Below are 18,089 nucleotides of genomic sequence, written 5' to 3' on the forward strand. Positions count from 1 at the left end.
AGAGTACCCCCCTAGCTGTGTCACTTTTCAAGTGATGGCTTAGGGGGTATCTTTAGCCTTATCTTTACTACTCTTCCAAGGATGGAAGCTTATGTCATTAGCGATTGTTTACACCCGTGCGCAGGTGGGGATTGATGCTCCACTTGTGACCGTTGAGGTCCACCTATCGGGTGGGCTACCTAGTTTTTCAATAGTGGGCCTGCCTGAAACAGCGGTGAAAGAAAGCCGGGAACGGGTGCGAAGCGCGCTTATCAATTCCGGGTATGATTTCCCACAACGTAGAATTACCGTCAACCTCGCGCCGGCTGATCTCCCTAAAGAAGGTGGGCGCTATGACCTTGCCATCGCAATGGGGATTTTAGCGGCCAGTGCTCAGGTGTCCGCTGAATCGTTGACGTCGCTCGAACTGATTGGTGAGTTGGCGCTCTCCGGTGCATTAAGGCCCGTGGCGGGCGTGCTTCCTGTTGCGCTCGCCTGTCGTGAGGCGAAACGGGGCTTACTCCTTCCCGCCGCAAATGGGGATGATGCGACCCTGGCGTCAGGCTTAAATGTCTACCCTGCGAACCATCTGCTGGATGTGTGCGCCCACTTAAAAGGTGAGCAGTTGATTAGCTGTGCGATTGCTAAGTCTTTCGAGCACAGCTACCAAGCGGTGTATCCCGATTTGAGCGATGTGAAAGGGCAGTTTCAGGCGAAGCGTGCGTTAGAGATCGCTGCGGCGGGATCGCATAATCTATTGCTGGTCGGGCCTCCGGGCAGTGGTAAAAGCATGTTGGCAAATAGGCTACCCGGCTTACTGCCTGACATGACGGAGTCCGAACGGTTACAGGTAGCGTCCATTCACTCGATCGCCCAACGGAGTGGCGGTGAAGGGCTGATGTGCCAACGCCCTTTTCGAGCACCACACCATACGGCCTCATCGGTTGCCTTAGTCGGCGGGGGTGGAAACCCCAAACCGGGTGAGATCTCTCTGGCCCACCAAGGGGTGTTGTTTCTGGATGAGTTGCCTGAATTTAGCCGTAAAGTTTTGGAGGTGTTACGTGAGCCGATTGAGTCCGGTGAAATTTTAATTTCGCGCGCGGCTAGGCAATCGGTGTTTCCTGCTCGGTTCCAACTGGTGACCGCCATGAATCCTTGTCCCTGTGGTTATTATAGCGATGGCTCTGAGCGTTGCCGCTGTAGCCCTGATCAGGTCAGGCGTTATCAATCACGGGTGTCGGGGCCGCTGTTGGACCGTATTGATCTACAGCTAAGTGTGCAGGCGTTGTCGCAAAAGGAGTTGATGGCTTTTCCTGAGGCGCAGGAGACGAGTGAGCAGGTGAGGGCGCGGGTTATTTTGTCGCGCGGGCGACAGATAGAGCGCCAAGGTTATCCTAACCAGTTGCTTGAGGGTAAACAGCTTGAGCAGATTTGTTGTATAGGTGAGGCGGATAAGGAGATGTTGGCTCAGGCGCTAGAGAAATTACAGCTATCGGCGCGAGCGTATCATCGTGTTTTAAGGGTTGCGCGTACCATTGCGGATCTTGCGGGGGTTGATCACGTGGAGCGTAATCATCTATTGGAGGCGTTAAGTTACCGGGTGTCGGCACGAACCGTGTTGCAATGAGACAAAGGAAGCGGGTGTCAGCGGGGTTTAATTAGGTTTGGGTAGCATCCGTTTAAAGTCATTAAAACTCACGGGTGGGCTGTAAAAGTAGCCTTGAATCTGGTCGCAGTTATCTTGAATCAAAAAGTCTAACTGTTCACGGGTTTCAACCCCTTCGGCGACCACGGTTAATTTCATATTGTGTGCGAGGCTGATGATCGAGTGAACAATCTCCTCGGCTTCTGATGATTCATGCAGGTGGCTGACAAAGGATCGATCAATTTTGAGTGCGCTGATGGGGAGTTTGTGGAGGAGTGAAAAGGATGAGTAGCCGGTACCAAAGTCATCCAGCGAAAAGGTGATACCCTCTTCAGCTAGGGAGTCTAGGCACTCTCTGACGTGGTTTTCATCATTAAAGATAGCCGACTCGGTTAGCTCAAACTCAAGTACAGAGGTATCTATATCTTCTTGTTTGATAATACGTTTGATTGTGTCGACTAACATATCATCTTTAAATTGCCGGAATGATAGGTTAACGCCCAAACGGTCAATATGGATACCGGCCTCTTTCAGTTCTTTTAGATGCAACCCTGCTTGCCTAATTGTCCAGTAACCAATAGGGACAATTAAACCGTTTCGTTCGCAGAGCGGGATAAAATCGCCAGGCATAATCATGCCGCGGGTGGGGTGCTGCCATCGAATGAGCGCTTCGGCACCCACAATTTTGCCTGAGCGTAGATCAATACGAGGTTGATAAAAGAGTACAAACTGTTCGGCTCTGAGGGCGGTCATTATCTCTGATTCGAGACCTGCCGTTTTATCATTGCTGAGTTCCATGCCCGGTCGATAGATAGAGTAACTGCAACCATGAATCTGCTTGGCTTGCATGCGAGCCATACTCGAACGTTTGGTCAGTAGATCAACCTCGCTGCCATGCTCGGGGGCCAATACCGCGCCGATACTACAGTCTATCTGGGTGTGGGATAGATTGTGGGCGTAGGGTGATTTAAGGGTCGTAATAAGTTTACTGAGCAGTGCTTTTACGGTGTCGAGTAACGAGTCTGTGCCGGGAAGATCCAGAATAATGGCAAACTCATCATTACCTATACGGGCAACAACCTCATCGCTACTCACACAGTTTTGTATGCGTTTGCCCATCTCCAAAACGACTTCATCGCCGGAGGAAAAACCATATCGCGTATTAAACTTTCGGAAATGATCTAAATCCACAGTGACTAAGGCCAGTTGGCGGCCTTGTTGTACCAGCGAGTTGAGTTTGTGCAGGAGCGTTAAATAAAAGAATTGACGGTTGCCCACGGGGGCTAAGGTGTCCGAATGGCGTAAAAGCTGTATCTCGGTGTTTTGCTTAACCGTTAGCTCTGCGTGCCGTAATGTGCGTAAAAATATCTCTGTGTTGAGTGTTTCGTTTGATAGAAAGTCAGTGGCGTTGGCTGCTATGAGTTCCTGTCCTTGGCGCTCGGTCATATGAGGGCTGAGTGCAATCAATGGAATATGAGGACGGAACTGGTGTAGATCAGAAATAAGGGTGGAGCAGGGCAGTGGAGAATCGTTGCAGCTAAGTAAAATGAAATCGATAGAAGACTGCTGCAAAAGCATCATTGCTTCCACATGGTCATTACAGCGCGTCAATTGATACAACGGATATTCTTCCAGTATCGACTTTAGCCTGTTGTGATTTTCCTGACGACTATCAATCAGTAAAATCATTTTATGTTTATCGGGTAACTGCTGTAGCGCTGAGCACATCGCCAACTTCCCAAGTGTGACACTTTTTTATAGACACAAATTTATTAAGAGGTGTCTCCCTGCAAAATTATTCGTGTCATAATTACTTATTCATGCACTATTCAGACTAACACTCTGTAAGAATTATTAAAACACTTGTTTTATTTTTATATATCAAAGGGTTAACAGTATTTTTTAGTTGGTTTTACCCTAGTCGCGTTCTTATTGTTTCGGCTGAGCGCCTTTAAGCTTTAGCTGTTTTTGAAGGTTTTTTAAAGAATGTCTCGTTTAAATCCACGACAGAAAGAAGCAGTGGACTATATTGGTGGTCCATTATTGGTGCTAGCGGGTGCCGGTTCCGGCAAGACCAGTGTGATTACACGCAAGATCGCCTACTTGATAAACGCCTGTGGCATTGCTGGGCGAAATATCGCCGCCGTTACGTTTACCAATAAAGCCTCACGGGAGATGAAAGAGCGTGTAAATGCGCTATTAGAGGGGAACCCAGCGGGTAAAGGGCTGACGGTTGCGACCTTCCATAACCTAGGTCTGACAATTATTAAGCGTGAGCATAAACATCTAGGCTTTAAGCCGGGTTTTTCTATTTTTGATGATCAGGATACAAAAGCCCTTCTAAAAGATCTGATGCTGCAAAATAATGAAGAAAGCGATCAGGTCGATGTTGTGCGCAATCAGATCTCAAGTTGGAAAAATGAGATGCTGACCCCCGCGCAAGCGTTAGCGTCAGCGCAGTTACCACAAGATATTCTATGTGCGCGGGCCTATGACGAGTATGAACAACATTTACGTGCTTATAACGCAGTGGACTTCGATGACCTGATACTTGTACCTGTCCGTTTGTTTGAAGAGCAACCGCAAGTACTTGAACGCTGGCAGAATCGATTACGTTATTTGCTGGTGGATGAGTATCAAGACACTAACTTATCCCAGTACCGCTTAGTTAAGCTGCTTGTTGGCCATCGAGGCGCACTCACCGTTGTAGGTGATGACGATCAGTCTATCTATGCGTGGCGTGGTGCGCGCCCTGAAAACTTAGTGCAGCTAGAGAAAGACTACCCTAGTTTAAAAGTTGTTAAGTTAGAGCAGAACTACCGTTCGACCAGCCGTATTCTTAAAGCAGCGAATACGCTGATTGCCAATAATCCCCATGTGTATGAAAAAACACTCTGGAGCGATATGGGGCTGGGTGATCCGATCCGTGTGATCCATACACGTAACGAAGATGCGGAATGTGAGCGTATTGCGACTGAAACCTTAGACCTGCATCTGCGCAACAATATCCAGTTTAAAGATATGGCGGTGCTCTACCGGGGTAACTTCCAAGCCCGCTTGTTGGAGATGAAGCTACAGCACTACCAAGTGCCATACAAGCTAAACGGGGGCACCTCCTTTTTTGCACGGGCAGAGATCAAAGACTTAATGAGCTACCTAAAGGTGCTGGTTAATCCTGATGATGACAACGCGTTCTTGCGTATTATCAACCTCCCACGTCGCGAGATAGGCCCGAGCACACTGCAAAAGCTAGGGCAGTACTCCGTTGAACGCCAGATCAGTATGTTCAATGCCTGTGAAGAGTTAGGCTTAGAACAAGTGATGCCCGCAAACGCCTTAGAGCGGCTGCGCCGTTTTTGTAGTTGGATGCAGCATATCTATCGTCAATGTCACCAAGGTGATCCGATTGATGCGATTTATGAAATGATGCGAGATATCGATTACGAAGGCTGGATCGCACAAAACAGCTCCAGTGATGCCATGGCTGAAAAGCGGATGCAAAATGTGCATTTTTTGATGGATTCGCTCAAATCAACGATGGAACGCTTGCAGGAAGATGAGCCGGATGCGGGGATTCAAGAAGCGATAAACCGCTTAATCCTAATCGATATGCTGGATCGACAAGAGGAAGAGGACGATTCCAATCGTGTCCAACTGATGACCTTACATGCCTCTAAAGGACTTGAGTTTCCCCATGTGTTCCTGATGGGTATGGAAGAGGAACTGCTTCCCCACCGGAACAGTATAGAAACAGATAATATTGAAGAGGAGCGTCGTTTAGCTTACGTGGGTATTACCCGAGCAAAGCGTTGTTTAACGATTACCTTAGCGAAGCAGCGTAAACAGTATGGCGAAGTGTTGGATTGCCTACCAAGCCGCTTTTTGGATGAACTTCCCCCTGAAGACCTTGAGATCGAAGGAGCAGGGGAAAAATGTCCCGTGCAAAACCAGAAGCGGGGGCAAGCTACGCTTAATAGTTTGAAAAATATGTTCGACTAGGTCGCTGTAACACACAGATAAAAAAAGCCGCTAATAGCGGCTTTTTTTATATCAGAACGGCGCGTATTACTGAGCGCTGTCCATCATATGCTGAATCGCATCTTTTAGCTCATCATCAGAACAATCAGTACACAAACCACGTGGTGGCATCGCGTTTAAACCGTTGATTGCTGATGCAAGTAGGGCGTCAATACCTTTAGCGCCACGGTCAGCCCACTCAGATGTACCAAATTTTGGTGCACCCGCCGCGCCTGTCGCGTGACATGCTGCACATTTAGTGGAGTAAACTTGCTCGCCTGTACGAGCAGCAGCCGGAGCCGCTACAGCAGCTGCGCCACCACAGCTATCATCGCCTTCAATACAAACAGAACCTACTGCTTTAATGCGCTCTGCAACAGCTTCATCGTTAGATGTCGCCTGTACTGACGCACTTAATGCAATACCTAGACCTAGAGCAACCAATGCTGAAGTGATTTTTTTCACAGTCACGACCTCTCAATAAACCACAAATTAATATGCGCAGCGCGATCTGTCAGGATGCCTAGTTGCAACAAACGTTGCCCTGGGGCGGAAATTCAGACTCGACTGCTCAAAGTTTCACCGGCTGCGGATTATAACGGTAAATAATCACAACTGAAATGGGGCTTTGGCAGGAGAAAGGTTCAATCAGCTGATTTAGCGCAATTTTTTATAGTTAAAGTGCTATAAACCATAAATTTAAAAGTGGATTGATAAAAAAATAGATTTTATTAAACTAAAGGAGTACAAATACTTTAATACTAAGGTCTAGAAACAAATAGCGGTGTAATGAATGACCAGCAACGGAATGTATGAAAATTGTGTTTGCCGAACCTTGAAAGGTGAACCAATTCAAACAGCCAAGCTAACACTTTTAAGCTCTATCCCAAACCAACAAATCTACAGATGCTGTAACTGCCATGCTTTTTTAGCGTATATCGAAGACAAAAACCAGTGGGAGGTCATCATGCAAGGCGACCTCGAAGAAGAGCTAAAAAGTCTATATTGCCCCTCCTCTAATCAAACACAAGCAAATTGAACTTAAAAAGCCTTGGCGAATAAGCAGCGCATCGGTAGAATACGCCACGCAAACACTTCTTGAGTGCGCCTGTAGCTCAGCTGGATAGAGTAGCAGGTTCCGATCCTGTTGGTCGGGGGTTCGAATCCCTCCAGGCGCGCCACTTTTTTATATGTCTCCACATCTTTCAGTTTCCTCCTCACCGAAATTCAGTGCACCAAACTGGAGGGTGAGAATCCCCGATGGGTTCGAGCCGAGCGAAGCGAGACAACGGAGCTTGCGACGGCCCGCAGGGTGAGCGCAGCGAATAATCCCTACAGCGATGTGCCAAAAATAGCCATTTTGATCAATAATTGTACAGATTTAGGGGTGTTTTAAGGTGTCATATGGGAGGGGGTATTGTGATTTCTACAGGTGGAAATTAGACCCCCTATGGGGGAACTTTGGGAAAGGTAAAGGGGGATAAGGGCTCACAAATTTATAACCTAATAATTTCCGACTAACTCTAAAAGCGGTAACATATTGAATAGCCTCAACAAATCTAATGAAATAATATTCTTAACACAATAAACTCATTATGACTCAAATGGATTTAATGGTTATTCAACATGGCTCTAATGGAACGCTACGATCTGTATAGGTTTTTATCCATCTTTCTAAGATCGGATAAGGAAAGGCATATATTGATAGAACTTTATGCAGCAATTCAAATAGAGAACGGGGAGTTCAGGCCTAAATCCGAACAGCATTTAACTGAGCATCTTCGCGGCCTACTTGAGCACTTCTCAGATCATACAATTACTGAACTAATGCAGCTTTTTGCACAACAATTGCAAACCTTAAGCCATGATGAGTTTGTCGATTTAGTTCTTTTTAACAAGCTAACACAAATAGTAGATAAGCATAAAAGCATTGAAAACTGGAACAATCCGAAAAAGAGAAAACCCTCTAGATCGAGTCACCAATCGACGACTAATCCACGCACTGAAGCCTCAATATTAAAGCTCCTTTCTTCAGCTACCGAAGAACAACAATATGTTGCTTCACAATGTAATAGTAGTGACTTAATTGTGCTTCAAGGCTATGCAGGCTGCGGTAAAACCTCAGTATTAGAAATGATTTTCTACGGTGAACCAAACAAGAAACGGGAAACTTTATTCACCGCATTCAATAGGGATATTACTAACAACGTTAACTATAACAACCCTGAACTAGAAAGCCTGACATTCGATCAGCTGGGCTACAAGCTGGGTTTAAAGAAATCCCCTTGGACACGTGAATTCATTACAACGACAAGTATAAATTACCCTGAGTTGTCGGGAATACTAGGCGTTAAAGCGAATAGTGTATTATCTGGATATGAGAATATCTCAGGGCATAAGATCACCCGCCTTGTTTATTCAATCATTGACCAATTTAGTAACAGCTACTCAAACAGCTTTTCTGATAGTTTAATTCCTTCTGAAATAACGATTCCAGAAGCCAGGAAGCAGCTACTAGAGTATGCAACACACTTATGGTCAACAATGATTGCAACACCTGATTTCTTTCAGCATCCCATGATCAAACCGTCCTTCATCACTAAGCACTGGTCAATGGACGGAGGAAAAATACCTCACAGATATTCACGTTTATTTCTTGATGAAGCCCAAGATGTAAATGGTGCATTTACCCGCATAATTGAAAACACTAAAAACTTACAAATTATTACTGCTGGAGATCGGTATCAACAACTATATGGCTGGAGAGGTGCAGTTAATGCTATGGATAAGTTATCCGGTGATCGCCTTGCCGTGACTCACTCATTTAGGTACGGCCCATCCCTATCAGAGCTTTCAAATAATATTCTCAGTCTTATGAGCTCGTCTCCTAGCGAGCTAATCACATCTTATAATCCAAACGCAGATACAAAAATAATTCCATATACTGAGAATCATCCCGAATGCGATGTCGTCTTAGCGAGATCAAGGGCATCAATCTTCGAAATTGCTAGAACTTTAGCTAATGAAAATACAGCCTTTCACCTTAATTTAGATATCCCTGAATGGGCATGGTTACTAGAAAGCGCACTAGCATTATTTAATGACCAATTTTCTACAAACAAACATCGTTTAATATTGCCCCATGACAGCTGGTATCAACTAGAGAGCTGGGCTGAAACAGCAATGGACACCGATCTCCTTACATGCATCAAGATAGTGAAGAAATATGCCTCAACATTAAGTGAAGACCTGCACAAAATTCAGTCTAAAAATGTAGGTCCTAATTATGAAGGCTGCGTGATACTTTCAACAACTCATAAAATTAAAGGCAGAGATTGGGACAATGTAGCTTTAGCTGATGACTTTCTAAACATCATTGACAAAGAAGGGGCAACAACCAAACAAATTGACGATGAGCTATGCATCGTTTACGTTGCTTTAACCCGTGCTAAAAAAGCACTATACATTCCCCATAGACTACATGACTGGATATCTGACCAAGCATCAACAAAGCGGCCTGTATAATCACCAATAAAGATTAGACATGAGGCTTAAATGGCCAAAAAATCCCTACCTAAAGTTGAGGTCGCAACACACCTATATGGGCTAGGAGAGGTTGCTACCCAATCGACAAAAAAACAGCCCTAACGATAATTATCAAATGGTATAAAAAGAAAAAGGGCTAATATAAACCATTGATGAAGGTAGTGCAGATAACTGCCCCTTGTTTGATTAACGCTGCCCTCCATTATGTGTATGCCTAGCATCGCCTAGTTTGGTATGTAAATTTGAAACAAATTTAAAATTATTACGAATAACCTGAAACACACATCGAGACTGTATCCAACACAAATATATAAGGAGAGCTACAACTCCCCCTTTTATAAATGCGTAATACGTTTTGTAGAACGTCGTATCATGGATTAATGCCTTAATTAAAAAGACAAATAACGTAGTAATCATGACTATTGCCGACAATATAATTATATAAACCAAACCTTCGACTCGTTCAGCATCTTTTGTATTCGCAATATAACTTGCATCATCATTGACTATAGATGTAATTGCATTTGGATAAATAAAACCTAACCAAAGTCCAACTATAGTAAAAACAGCAGCCGAAACAGTTTGCAGCATACCAAGAACATCGCTAGCCGATGAAAAAGTTACAGTCTCGTAACACAAAGCTCCAATAGCAATACAAACACTTAGAGATATCAACTCTATAAAAAAACGAGGCAATAAAGCTGCAAAGGCTTCCCGAATGTCAGGGCTCATTTTTTAACATTCTCCAAAATCAATCATGCCGATTTAGTTTTATCATAATCGTCAGAGTCATCTACATGTTTGACTATTTGTGACAACAGCCTCTGGCGAACTGATTTTATCTTATTCAACACAAGTTCAGGGGAGTAATGGTCCTCACCCGATGAGTCATGAATAACCAGCTCCGTCTTAACTGTATATTCAGATAACCATGTTGTTCCACTGCCAGGGCCATCAATCTTAAACCCTATATTATTCCAAGAAGAATCCTCATCCCTAATTTCAAATAATCGATGTAATTCATCAATAGAAGGTGAGCCATCAACTATGACTTCAATCTTTTTCGGCAATTGGCTCGTATGAGAGTCACCAAAGAATGAAGGTAAATATGCACTACCAATTTTCAATAACGGAGTCCGAGTATCCTCAATAAATGATCTAGTAGTGTCTCGAATAACCGTATGGGTTATCTGGCCATGAATACCATCAAGATCCTCTTTAAGTGTATTAAATTTAAGTTCACGGGCTTTGAATTTGAATAAGCAATTGCATGACTCATCCCCTTCTTCAAAGGGAAAGGTAGTAACAGTACTTCTTATTGGGCGAGTAGAGTCTTTTGGGTTCTCTCTCAATATTTCACGCTGTTTCCGACGACCAAAAAGACTATTATTGTTCACGTGATCGCGAACATAAGAAGCTAAACGACCAGTATCCGCAGAAGAATGAGGGAAGCGAATAGAGGCAAATTTATTATGTTCAGGGATGAACCAGTAATAACATGGCTGCCCCCATATAATCTTATCACCATCATGTTCTGCCCCAGCTACTATAGTTTCATTTGCATCTGGCCCAACCTTTGTGCCTTCTTTGATCCCATGAATGCTGCCCGCATGGTCCCCAACAGCGCGATACACTACTATTACAGAATCTTTTGTTAAAGGATCAACAGCCATCCCACGACAATACGTTTTTGCCCTCAAGGGAGCCTTAACAGGGTCCCATGGAAGAGTCTGTTCAATCTTCTTACCGTTCAACCATGAACAAAGATCCTCAAGAACTTCAGTTAGGGTTCCAAACTTATGCTCAGGGTCCTTAGAATTTCTTTTTAAACGATAAAAACCACATTCTTCAATATCAAAAAATGTGACAAGGCCTCTGTCTTGATCCATAAACATTTATTATTCCGCCTAATTTTGGAAGATGCTGACTAGAGTCAGTAGATAGAGTATCGACAAAGAGGATAAGGCAACATCTTCCAATGATGTGGGGGTTGGTCGTTCCATCAATTCAAGTATTAATATAACAAGATGAGACTTAACCTCCAAGCGAACTAAGGGAAAAGTTTATCTGGCTAGTTATGGGCCCTGAGACATTCATGATGTTTTTTCAATTCTAATCAAGTTGAGCTAGAACCAAGCGATATGCCCTTTCCATGTTGGAAAAATGGTTTTTATCGCTATCTTTCCACACGTAAAAACTTCCTTCCCTTACCTCTTCTATTTTAAAAGAGTCGTGCCAAGGAGATTCTTGCTCAACAAATACTTTAGGCAAAGAGTAACCACAATCATTGAATTGATCTGCGGTGATATCAACAATAAAATCATCTAAGGCAAGCCATGCATGTGTCATTAGCTCTTCATCATCGCCTCCATCTCGCCCTCCCACGTACTCGAAGTCAAACCCATTTTCTTTTAGAAACTCAGCAAGTAGCTCAGAACTGTCGCCACAACATCCCGCAGGAAAACCGGATGTTTGATAGTCTGGATGCTTGTAGAGAGATATCTCATTTGGAAAGCTATTTTGAGGGACTCTTTCTAATGCTCGGCGAAATTGCCCTGCCAAATCATGCAATTTTAATAAATCCATATATTAAACCTACTGTAGTAAATTTTAAGATTCAGATATTAAAAGCAAGCGTGCTTACTTTATAAATACAAGAGGCAGCTAAACAAATTCATGCCCTATTTACTACTAAGTTTGCTACTAAGATATACTCAATCGATAGGATCTTCAGAGGTAAGCCCTTGATTTCATTAGTCACGGGTTAGATGGCTAGAACCCCGCCATCTCCACTATCGAAGTCTTCAGTTAATCCTACTATGCCTCTGGTGTAGTTGTTACGAACTCCTTAGGCAAATTAGCATATTCACAGTCATTACAGATTAAATCTCCCGTTTGTGCTCCCTTTATTTTTTCTTTCGATATGCTGGTAGAGTGACACTTAGGGCATGTGCGTTTTGAGTCAGTCATTCTTGCGTAACCTTTTAAATTAAATAGCGACACTGGATACCATGCCTCATAGTCGCATATTGTGAAAGGTTAGGGTTGTTTTGGTACACAAACGGTATCACAATTTAAGAAATGAGCTTGATTTTGATTTTGAAGTATCTTATATTTCAATGACTTAGATCCTGTTGGTCGGGGGTTCGAATCCCTCCAGGCGCGCCATTTTTTATATGTCTCCACATCTTTCAGTTTCCTCCTCACCAAAATTCAGTACACCAAACTGGAGGGTGAGAACCCCCGATGGGTTCGAGCCGAGCGAAGCGAGACAACGGAGCTTGCGACGGCCCGAAGGGTGAGCGCAGCGAATAATCCCTCCAGGCGCGCCACTTTTTTATATGTCTCCACATCTTTCAGTTTCCTCCTCACCAAAATTCAGTACACCAAACTGGAGGGTGAGAACCCCCGATGGGTTCGAGCCGAGCGAAGCGAGGCAACGGAGCTTGCGACGGCCCGCAGGGTGAGCACAGCGAATAATCCCTCTTTTTTCTTTATGTGTGTTCTTGTTGAGTTGTTGTTGGCTATCTATCCGAGCGCAACAGCGCCTACAAAATCCGTTTGCATGGCGTATTTGTCTGTTGGTCACAATGCAACATCCTATATTTGTCGAGCGGGGTATCACGTATTGGTGTCACAGAGGTCTGTAACAATGTAGATGTCTGTTCTATCTGCTATATTTTACTCAGTAGTGGAGGTTTATTAATTCAAGGAGCAGCTCATGCTGATAACATTTTCAACCGATGCATATAGCAGTATTACGATGTTTGGTGATGTAGGTCTTTCCATGCTAAAAATGATGGGACATAGCGCTACCGTACCTGGCGCAATTCTGGCCGAAGATGTGCCTGAAGCACTGAGCAAGTTATCCGCTGCAATTGATGCGGATAAAAACCAGTCACCCGTGATGGACGAGGATACTGAGGAGGCAGAAGTGAGCATTACCAATCGTGCGCTTCCGCTAATTGAGCTTCTTACTGCTGCTGCGAAGGAAAAATCAGACGTTATGTGGAAATAGTTACAGCACTGGATTACTTTAAGCCTTTAGTGAGGCTTAAGGGTGGAGGTGAAAACATCAACTAAGTATCGGCCTTTTTGCTCTCAGTGTTCGAGAAATAGATACCGCCCTCATTCTCACCTATATCCAAAACGACAAGGGGAAGTGGTAACCATACAGTTCCCCTTTGTTTTATCTGCTTTTCGATAATCTCTTATGCTTTGGCCACAACTTCAAATACCAAGCAATTAATATGACTGCACCCCATGCTTCAATAGCATACGAGGTAGAACATCATCTAAGTTCTGAACGTCCTTATCTTCAAGTTCGATTAACTTAAAGCCGTATTGTTTATAAATTTCCTGCTTCTGTGCTTTTCTGTGTAGATATTTTGAATCGTTTTCGTAGCCCCAGTACTCGATGTAGACCTTGCCTGTTGGGATGTAGAAGTCGCAGTAGACCTCCTCTTCAATAGGTAGTTTTCGCTCATAGGCATGAACTATTTCAGCCATATATAACCAATTATCTATTAGCATTTCTGCTTTGGAGCGAACGTAATGTCCATCGGTGGTACGAAGTTTTGCTTCAAATTTGTCACGGAAGTTTGAGTCATCACTCGTTTCTTGTTTTGCTTCTTCGGATGCCGCTTCACCTTGGACTTCGCTAATGGTGGTTTTTAGGGCTTTGTTTTTAGTGATGGATTGGGGCCAAACAACATAAGGGATACCTGAGCGGAAATTCTTCTTAATATTGCTCATTACTTAAAATTGTCTTGAATATTATGCTGACAATTTTCTTTGTGCGGTGCAGTTGTTATTTTTATCTGCCTTTGCCTCTATTTACATAGAGGCCCTTGAATTTACATGAATCGGTCATATTTAGTATTTTGCTGCACTGCACAAAAATGTAATGACTTTTTGTTGTTAATTGGTTATTTTATAAACAGGTCTAAAGGTCTTAGAGCGTGCTAGTAAGAAAACGCAACGAAGTTGACGTCCGATCAGCTACCGCTAAGCCCTTATAATAAGAACCAGAATGTAAGATTTAATTGAGATAGCAACATAGCAGAGTAGTTTGTTGTTTGTGTCTACAGCCCTAAGGCGTAGCCCCGTTTTAAGTACGGCGCGTGAGGGAGGCAGAGATAAGACAGCAGCCAAGGTTTTACTTAATACGTTTCACAGTTCGGCTGTGAGGAGGTTAAAACATGTGCATACCTGCTTCAATGAGTTTAGATGAGCTGATAGAGAAAACCCATTCGCTTACGGATACTCACCATGAAATTCTATCAAGCTGCGAGTCTCTAGAAGAGATCGTATCCCTTAATAACTGGTACTGGAATGCGATGCATTCCCTATGGCAGCAGGCGAACGCACCTGAGTGCGCGGCCTGATCTCAGCCCCTCGCCCAGCGAGGGTGGGGTGCTAGTGTCTATTATATGTTTGTGATTATTTGTCGCTTCAATTTCATTTAGTCGCGATAATGGGCGTTTATCATGTGACCTATGGATATGTATGGCCATTGCCAGATCCCCTTCTAAATTAACCTTGCCGCAGACTAATCCGGGTGTGACGACAGTTGTCGACTACTTGATAGGCAAGTTTCCGCAGATCGGTGCGCAGGTATGGCGGCAGCGCGCGATAGAGGGAAAGCTGCACTGGCATGATGGTACCTTAATTACACCCGCATCGGCTTACCGGCCAAAGCAGCGTGTCTATTACTATCGTGAGGTTGAGCAGGAGCCGGTGGTTCCGTTTAGCGAAACGGTTTTATTTGCAGATGCTGATATTTTATTGGCTTATAAACCTGCTTTTCTTCCGGTGACGCCCGGTGGGCGTTATGTGAATGAATGCCTACAGAACCGTTTGCGGTTAAAAACAGGGGTGGAAAACCTACAGGCGATCCATCGTATTGATCGGGCTACCTCAGGCTTGGTTCTGTTTTCCCTTAACCCTGAAACCTGTCATTTATATCATCAGTTATTCGCGTCTCGGCAGGTTCATAAAACCTATCAAGCGATTGTGAAAATTGATGGGGACTGTGATAAACCTATAGAAGGTCAGACGTGGGAGGTAACTAATCGGTTAGTGCCAGGGGATCCGCGGTTTTTGATGCAGGTTTGTGATGGGGAGGCTAATAGCCATTCGCGTGTGCGCTGTATCGAGCGCTTGGGGGAACGTGCACTGTTCGAATTAACGCCGATTACAGGTAAAACTCATCAGTTACGCGTGCATATGCAGGCGTTGGGTTGGCCTATTTTACACGATCGCTACTACCCTCAGTTACAGCCCAAATCGGCTGATAATTATGCGCAGCCGTTGCAGTTGTTAGCGCAGCAGCTTAGCTTTATTGATCCGGTCACCTCAGCGTCTCGTGTCTTTCACTGCGGTTATAGACTCAATTTAGCCAGTGAGCAGTTTGAGATGGTGTAAATGACGGTTTAGGTTGGTGTTACTGGGTGAGAAACGCCTCAAGCGTCTCTTTATCGAGCGGTTTGCTATATAAAAAGCCTTGGGCCTCATTACATCCCGCTTGGGTTAAAAAGTCTGCTTGCTCAGTGGTTTCTACCCCTTCGGCAATGACCGTGAGTCCTAAGCTGGAGGCTAAAGCTATGATGGCTTTGGAGATGGCCATATCACCGGTATCCGTTGGGATGTCGCGGATGAAACTACGATCAATTTTTAGTTTATGAATAGGTAGTTTTTTGAGGTAACTCAGGGATGAATAGCCGGTACCGAAATCATCAATCGATAAAGTGACACCGAGGTTTTTTATCTCATTAAGTTGTTCTACTGCTCTATCTGTTTCCTGCATGATGTAGCTTTCTGTGACTTCGAGTTCGAGGCGGCATGAGGGTAAGCCTGTTTCAGCTAGAGCTTCTTTGACAATATCGACCAGCTTGCCGCGTTTAATCTGTGGACCTGCGATATTGACCGCAATACGGCCAAAATCTAAGCCTTGATCCAGCCATGCTTTTGCTTGGGCGCAGGCGGTGCGTAAAACCCAGTCGCCAATTTTAATGATCAAATTGGACTCTTCAGCAAAGGGAATAAATTTTCCGGGTGGAATGTTGCCTGCTGTAGGGTGCTCCCAGCGGAGTAATACCTCCATGCCGATGATGGCATTGTCATCTAAGCGTATTTGCGGCTGATAGTTGAGGTGAAATTCACCTTTTTCCAGTGCTTGTTGCAGGTTGGTTTTGAAAAATACCTGCTCCAGTGCGCTGTTGGTCATATCCTCTTGGTAAAACTGATAGGTATTGCGGCCATTATGTTTTGCGCGATACATGGCCGCATCCGCATTACGTAAAAGCTCGGTTGAGTTATCACCGTCTTGAGGATAAAGGCTGACACCAATACTGGCGGTTACTGACGCGGTGTGGTCCGGCAGGCAAAAGTCTTGCTGGAATGCGTGTAAGAGCTTTTGTATAACAGTAAGCAGGTCATCGGTGTGATTAATGTCTTCTAGAAGCAAAATAAACTCATCACCACTAATGCGTGAGACAGAATCCTCTTTTCGTATACAGCTCTGCAAGCGTTTTGCTGATTCTTGTAATAGCTGATCGCCAATCGTATGGCCGAAGCTATCGTTAATGATTTTAAAATTATCAAGGTCAAAAAATAGAACGGCCACCAGCGATTTTCTACGTTTAGCCCGTTTAATGGCGTGGTCGATATACTCGTTTAACAGTAATCGGTTGGGTAGGCCGGTGAGGAGATCGTGATGGGCTAAATGGTAGAGATCTTTTTCCGTTTTTTTCATTTCGGTGACGTCGCGTACAACACAGACCAGCTCATCTTCTATCGACATTTGATTTAAGCGGGCATCAAAGTGCCGTAGTTCGCCTGCTATCTCCAATGTATAGGTGAAAATCTGCATGGTTTGAGTACGTTCGAGCTGCAAGAGCTTGTCTTGGAAGAGCGCGCCTAGCTCTGGCGGTAAAATATCTTGCATCTTCTTGCCCAAAAATGATTTAGGCTCCATATACAGTTGACGCTGATTATAGGCTTGAACCGATAAAATCGTACCATCAGATTTAAGCTGAAAATAGATGTCAGGGAGGGCCTGAAATAGGCTTTTTAATTCCGCCGCATAGTGCAGTTTATCCGCCTCAAACTGCTTGCGTTTAGTAATGTCTTGTACAATGCCTACCATGCTACTGATTTCGCCAAAGCTATCGAGTTGGTGGCTGCCAGATCCCCATATCCAGCGTATCTCACCATCTTTGCGCTTAATGCGGCACTCAAAATCCCAGTCAGTTTTGCTTTTTATGGAATATTTGAATTTTTGATCTACCTCCTGTCGGTCTTCAGGCAGAACATGTTCCAGAAAAACCTCATAGTTCCAGTGAGACAGTGGCTTATCGTAGCCAAATATTTGGTCATGTTGGGGTGAACGATACGCGCTATTTTCTAAAAGGTTGAGCTCCCAGCTGCCGGTGTGGCTCTGTTCCAGCACAAAATTAAGGCGCTTTTGGGTTATCTCTTTTTGTTTTTCGGCAAGGCGGCGCTCAGTGACATCAGTGGCTTGTATAATATAGCCAACTAAAGGGCCGTTATCCGATTGGTAGAGTGCGGTGGTGGCTGCTTCGGCATAGCGCAAACTACCGTTTACATGATAAGTATCTTCTGTTTTGACCGGTGTCCGTTGAGATGCCGCTTGTAGTAAGCGTTGCTTCCAAATTTTTTTCCACTCTGGCAAGTTGCGCCATGCGGGAGACTCCCAGAATAACTTCCCTACATAGTCTTCGCGTTTAGCGCCTTGCTGAGTAAGGGCTAACTGGTTGATTTTAAGTACACGTCCATCTGGCGACAAAATAGCCATAAATTGAAACTGTTGATTAAACACCATCTCGAACAGGCGTTCAGGGGCGTCATCCATGTGGAGACTATTAGATGTCGGATTTTT

Annotated in this window: 13 protein-coding genes, 1 tRNA gene and 3 other RNA genes; 10 read left to right on the forward strand and 7 right to left on the reverse strand. The window is 44.4% G+C overall.

The window, feature by feature from the left end; genetic code table 11:
* Positions 1-91: 91 nt before the first annotated feature.
* A complete protein-coding gene (locus A3773_RS08590; protein ID WP_067985038.1) occupies positions 92-1,606 on the forward strand; it encodes a YifB family Mg chelatase-like AAA ATPase in 1,515 nt (504 codons plus the stop codon).
* A 27-nt stretch (positions 1,607-1,633) separates the two neighbouring features.
* Here the strand turns inward: A3773_RS08590 and A3773_RS08595 are convergent, their stop codons facing one another.
* Positions 1,634-3,352 carry a GGDEF/EAL domain-containing response regulator gene (locus tag A3773_RS08595; protein WP_067985040.1) on the reverse strand — a complete coding sequence of 573 codons (1,719 nt, stop codon included), beginning with the start codon at positions 3,350-3,352 and terminating at the stop codon, positions 1,634-1,636.
* Positions 3,353-3,610: 258 nt separating this feature from the next.
* Between A3773_RS08595 and rep the strand changes: the two genes are divergently transcribed.
* Positions 3,611-5,623: a DNA helicase Rep gene (gene rep / locus A3773_RS08600; protein WP_067985042.1), complete on the forward strand. Its 2,013-nt coding sequence runs from the start codon at positions 3,611-3,613 to the stop codon at positions 5,621-5,623.
* 66 nt (positions 5,624-5,689) lie between these two features.
* Here the strand turns inward: rep and A3773_RS08605 are convergent, their stop codons facing one another.
* The gene (locus tag A3773_RS08605; RefSeq protein WP_067985045.1) at positions 5,690-6,106 is read right to left on the reverse strand and encodes a c-type cytochrome; all 417 of its coding nucleotides are present in this window, start codon (positions 6,104-6,106) and stop codon (positions 5,690-5,692) included.
* Between the two features lie 639 nt (positions 6,107-6,745).
* Here A3773_RS08605 and A3773_RS08615 point away from each other — a divergent pair.
* The 3 genes from A3773_RS08615 (at position 6,746) to A3773_RS08625 (ending at position 9,166) form a co-directional block, all read left to right on the forward strand.
* Positions 6,746-6,822 (forward strand) — tRNA-Arg (locus A3773_RS08615).
* Positions 6,823-6,868: 46 nt separating this feature from the next.
* Positions 6,869-6,987: non-coding RNA, RtT sRNA (locus tag A3773_RS08620), on the forward strand.
* Positions 6,988-7,342: 355 nt separating this feature from the next.
* Entirely contained in the window at positions 7,343-9,166 is a 1,824-nt protein-coding gene (locus tag A3773_RS08625) for a 3'-5' exonuclease (RefSeq protein WP_197462748.1), read from the forward strand.
* 207 nt (positions 9,167-9,373) lie between these two features.
* Here the strand turns inward: A3773_RS08625 and A3773_RS08630 are convergent, their stop codons facing one another.
* From A3773_RS08630 to A3773_RS08640, 3 genes are all read right to left on the reverse strand, one after another.
* Complete coding sequence (locus tag A3773_RS08630) at positions 9,374-9,919, reverse strand: hypothetical protein (RefSeq protein ID WP_067985052.1); 546 nt, start codon at positions 9,917-9,919, stop codon at positions 9,374-9,376.
* 23 nt (positions 9,920-9,942) lie between these two features.
* Positions 9,943-11,082, reverse strand: a complete 1,140-nt coding sequence (locus A3773_RS08635) for a hypothetical protein (protein ID WP_067985054.1) — start codon at positions 11,080-11,082, stop codon at positions 9,943-9,945.
* A 217-nt stretch (positions 11,083-11,299) separates the two neighbouring features.
* Positions 11,300-11,773, reverse strand: coding sequence for a hypothetical protein (locus A3773_RS08640; RefSeq protein ID WP_067985056.1), 474 nt, complete (start codon positions 11,771-11,773; stop codon positions 11,300-11,302).
* A 627-nt stretch (positions 11,774-12,400) separates the two neighbouring features.
* Here A3773_RS08640 and A3773_RS08645 point away from each other — a divergent pair.
* The 3 genes from A3773_RS08645 (at position 12,401) to A3773_RS08655 (ending at position 13,205) form a co-directional block, all read left to right on the forward strand.
* Positions 12,401-12,519, forward strand: a non-coding RNA gene (locus A3773_RS08645) — RtT sRNA.
* A 46-nt stretch (positions 12,520-12,565) separates the two neighbouring features.
* Positions 12,566-12,684, forward strand: a non-coding RNA gene (locus tag A3773_RS08650) — RtT sRNA.
* A gap of 224 nt (positions 12,685-12,908) precedes the next feature.
* Entirely contained in the window at positions 12,909-13,205 is a 297-nt protein-coding gene (locus tag A3773_RS08655; RefSeq protein ID WP_067985058.1) for a DUF1840 domain-containing protein, read from the forward strand.
* Positions 13,206-13,432: 227 nt separating this feature from the next.
* Here the strand turns inward: A3773_RS08655 and A3773_RS08660 are convergent, their stop codons facing one another.
* A complete protein-coding gene (locus tag A3773_RS08660) occupies positions 13,433-13,942 on the reverse strand; it encodes a hypothetical protein (protein ID WP_197462749.1) in 510 nt (169 codons plus the stop codon).
* Positions 13,943-14,388: 446 nt separating this feature from the next.
* On the opposite strand from A3773_RS08660, the gene A3773_RS17810 reads away from it, so the two are divergent.
* Both A3773_RS17810 and A3773_RS08665 read left to right on the forward strand, forming a co-directional pair.
* Positions 14,389-14,574, forward strand: a complete 186-nt coding sequence (locus A3773_RS17810; protein WP_156473478.1) for a hypothetical protein — start codon at positions 14,389-14,391, stop codon at positions 14,572-14,574.
* 121 nt (positions 14,575-14,695) lie between these two features.
* Positions 14,696-15,613, forward strand: coding sequence for a pseudouridine synthase (locus tag A3773_RS08665; RefSeq protein ID WP_067985060.1), 918 nt, complete (start codon positions 14,696-14,698; stop codon positions 15,611-15,613).
* Between the two features lie 19 nt (positions 15,614-15,632).
* On the opposite strand, the gene A3773_RS08670 is transcribed toward A3773_RS08665, so the two are convergent.
* Positions 15,633-18,062: a sensor domain-containing protein gene (locus A3773_RS08670; RefSeq protein WP_067985062.1), complete on the reverse strand. Its 2,430-nt coding sequence runs from the start codon at positions 18,060-18,062 to the stop codon at positions 15,633-15,635.
* Positions 18,063-18,089 lie beyond the last annotated feature (27 nt).

This window comes from Neptuniibacter pectenicola (assembly GCF_001597735.1).
Taxonomy (GTDB): domain Bacteria; phylum Pseudomonadota; class Gammaproteobacteria; order Pseudomonadales; family Balneatricaceae; genus Neptuniibacter; species Neptuniibacter pectenicola.

Excerpts from the sequence above, each read along its gene's own strand:
- A3773_RS08590 (WP_067985038.1), top strand. The coding sequence starts at position 92 with ATGTCATTAGCGATTGTTTACACCCGTGCGCAGGTGGGGATTGATGCT.
- A3773_RS08595 (WP_067985040.1), bottom strand. The coding sequence starts at position 3,352 with ATGTGCTCAGCGCTACAGCAGTTACCCGATAAACATAAAATGATTTTA.
- rep (WP_067985042.1), top strand. The coding sequence starts at position 3,611 with ATGTCTCGTTTAAATCCACGACAGAAAGAAGCAGTGGACTATATTGGT.
- A3773_RS08630 (WP_067985052.1), bottom strand. The coding sequence starts at position 9,919 with ATGAGCCCTGACATTCGGGAAGCCTTTGCAGCTTTATTGCCTCGTTTT.
- A3773_RS08635 (WP_067985054.1), bottom strand. The coding sequence starts at position 11,082 with ATGTTTATGGATCAAGACAGAGGCCTTGTCACATTTTTTGATATTGAA.
- A3773_RS08640 (WP_067985056.1), bottom strand. The coding sequence starts at position 11,773 with ATGGATTTATTAAAATTGCATGATTTGGCAGGGCAATTTCGCCGAGCA.
- A3773_RS08655 (WP_067985058.1), top strand. The coding sequence starts at position 12,909 with ATGCTGATAACATTTTCAACCGATGCATATAGCAGTATTACGATGTTT.
- A3773_RS08660 (WP_197462749.1), bottom strand. The coding sequence starts at position 13,942 with ATGAGCAATATTAAGAAGAATTTCCGCTCAGGTATCCCTTATGTTGTT.
- A3773_RS17810 (WP_156473478.1), top strand. The coding sequence starts at position 14,389 with ATGTGCATACCTGCTTCAATGAGTTTAGATGAGCTGATAGAGAAAACC.
- A3773_RS08665 (WP_067985060.1), top strand. The coding sequence starts at position 14,696 with ATGGCCATTGCCAGATCCCCTTCTAAATTAACCTTGCCGCAGACTAAT.
- A3773_RS08670 (WP_067985062.1), bottom strand. The coding sequence starts at position 18,062 with ATGGATGACGCCCCTGAACGCCTGTTCGAGATGGTGTTTAATCAACAG.